Below are 2,772 nucleotides of genomic sequence, written 5' to 3' on the forward strand. Positions count from 1 at the left end.
TCAAAGCCGCCTTCATTAAACTCAAGTGTAAAGGTGTCGCCTGTTGCTGGTGTACCTTCTATATCAAAATCGAATCCGTAGGTATCAAATGGAGCGCCCGCTTGCGATAACATTCCTTTTGCAGGAGGCGTAATAGTAAAAGTACTCGTTCCGCTATTATCCGTAATTTGATATTCGTTAGCATTACCTGTTTTAAGAAGCGTTATTTCGCCATTCGTTAAGCCTGGTGCTGTAGTAAAACCACCGGAGGTAACACTTGTTACTTCTCCCGCTGAAATAGTAGCGGTGCCTATATTATTTAAATCGTTAGCAGTACGGATTGGCGATGCTAGTGCTAAATCTTCTGCGCGCCCTGTTGCAAGTGTAATACTTGAAGCAGCATCTGAATTAAGCTTTATTTGAAATTGATCACCCTCAACACCTGCCCCAGATACATTTACTTGAAGACCAAATGATTCGCCTGAGGTAATAGTCGATGAATCAATAACACCTGACGATATATCAGCAAGTGAAGGCTGCCCCAGCGGATCCCCTTTGTTATCTATAGGCTGAATACTTACTTCATTAGCATTGCCTGTATAGGTAATAATAAAATCACTGGCAGGGAGTTCACTGCCCTTACCTGGCTCTACCGTTGCAGTCATACCGGCAGTACCTGTGTTAGCTTGATACGCATAAGCGCCAACGGTAGGAATATTAAAAATATTACCACCTAGCTGACCTGTTGCATCCATACCCAATTTGTTTTGTTCGTTAAATGCATCAGCTATCGCTAAGCCCATTTGGCCAATTTGGTTTTGCGCAGGGACTAATATGTCATCTCTAAAAGCAAGTAAGCCGCCAATTTTGCCTTTAAGCTTACTTACATCAACTTCAAGCGGCACTGCTTTGCCACCATTAACGTCAAGCGTGAATTCTTTAAAGTTAGGATCAGGATCCCCTGTCATCGAAAATAAGTTAAATGCGCCATTTTGCATAACCACCGCTTCGCCTGTGCCCATAAAAACGAGTTTTTCGCCATTTGGACCATCAAGCGTTTCTATGTCTATTAGCTCTGATAAGTCGCGTATTGCTTTATCGCGTTCGTTATAGGTAGAGCTCGCATCTGCGGCGTTATTAGTGCCATTAACTGCTGCAATATTTTGATTTAGCGTGCTAATACTTTGAATTAGTGAGTTTGCTTCATCTGAAAATATTTCGAGCTGCTCGTTTACTATACTTTTTTGATCAAGCACGATGCCCGAAAGTCTATCCATTTGATCAATTAAGCTTTGCGCATCTGTCATTACTAATGAGCGGGCAACGGTAGACGACGGCTGATTTAGCGCTTCTTGCACGTTATTAAATAAAGAGTTAATTCCGGTCGAAAGGTTGTTCGACTCTTCAGAAAAAATAGTATCAACTCGATTTGCCTCAGTAACAAATTGATCAAAAAACGATTTATTAGAGGTGTCACGATTTAGCTGTGACTGAGCAAACTCGTTTAGTAATCGGTATGTTTCGCCTCGCCCTACTTGGTTATCAACCATAGTGGTAAATTCAGTACGCTCACGTACGTAGCCTACGGTATTTACATTGGCAATATTTTTACTTGTCGTTTGCAATAGCTCCGAGCTTGCTCTAACCCCAGAACTGGCAATGTTCAATAAATTAAACGACATGTTACTCTACTCCTTGGCGGATCACGTTTGCCGCAATGTCTTTTAGCTGACTGCTATTGAGCACTTTTTTTATTTTGCTGGCATAATTTGGATCGGTTGCATAACCTGCTTTTTGTAATGAATCTAAAAAGTCATTTGGTTTTGCTGTATTTTGTAATGCTTCTTTGTAGCGTGGGTTTTGCGTTAAAAAATCAACGAAGTCGTTCACGCTATCTTTAATTGAATCGTAGGCTCTAAAGCTGGCTTGTTTTTTAACGGGTGTGCCTTGCTCAAACTCAAGCGTTACTTTGCTTGCTTTATCGCCTTCCCAGCTTTTATCCGACTTAATATTAAATAAGTTATTTGAGCTGCCACCGTCACTTTTATTAATAATGTGTTTACCCCAACCGGTTTCAAGTGCCGCTTGAGCAACCATTACCGCTGGGTTTAAACCTATTTTTTGCGCTGCAGTTTTAGCGTGTTCCCACACTGAACTTATAAACTCTTCTGCATTTTTAAATGTTGGGCTATCGGTTTTAGACTCTGCAGTATCGACTTTAGGCTCAGCAATATCGGCTTTAGTACTCTTAACGATAAGATCGGGTTGCTTATTTTTTTGCTCATGAGGAAGAGCTGATCCGACTTGCGTATCGCTGAAAATATCGTTGGTTGTTCTAAGCACCGAGCCTGGCATAAAGTTTTTAGACTCAGGCGATAACTGCTGAACAATTAAATCGGCAAGGCCTAACGAGCCATTTGATGAAAGCTCTGTAGAAAGTTGCTGATCGTGCATTTCTTCAAAAAACTTTACGCCACTTGAATTAAATGGGCTGTCTTTGTCTTCAAATGCTTCGTTAGCTTTGCGCATTCCTTTGAGCAACATTTGCGTAAAAATAGCTTCAAATTGTGCGGCCGCTTTTTTGAGCGCAGCTTTAGAAGCATCAGTTGATGCATCGCCACTCGTTAAGGCTTCTTTACGAAGTGAATCTAAGTTGCCTAAATCAAAAAAGTTTTGTTTATCGAGGTGATTAGTTTCCATCGGCTTTTTGACACAAAATGAATAATGCAGTTAAAAATGCAAAAATTGAGCCACTACCGATAAAACAAGGAAGATAAAAATAATAAACTTAAG

At 40.7% G+C, this 2,772-nt stretch carries 2 protein-coding genes; both read right to left on the reverse strand.

The features are described from left to right. On the reverse strand, window positions 1–1,661 hold a 1,661-nt coding region (gene flgK / locus H5072_RS16150; protein WP_182694100.1), incomplete at its 3' end, for a flagellar hook-associated protein FlgK. 1 nt (window position 1,662) lies between these two features. Next, a complete protein-coding gene (gene flgJ, locus H5072_RS16155) occupies window positions 1,663–2,679 on the reverse strand; it encodes a flagellar assembly peptidoglycan hydrolase FlgJ (RefSeq protein WP_182694101.1) in 1,017 nt (338 codons plus the stop codon). Window positions 2,680–2,772: the final 93 nt, after the last annotated feature.

Origin of the sequence: Pseudoalteromonas sp. SR45-5 (genome assembly GCF_014163565.1) — a bacterium.
GTDB lineage: Bacteria > Pseudomonadota > Gammaproteobacteria > Enterobacterales > Alteromonadaceae > Pseudoalteromonas > Pseudoalteromonas distincta.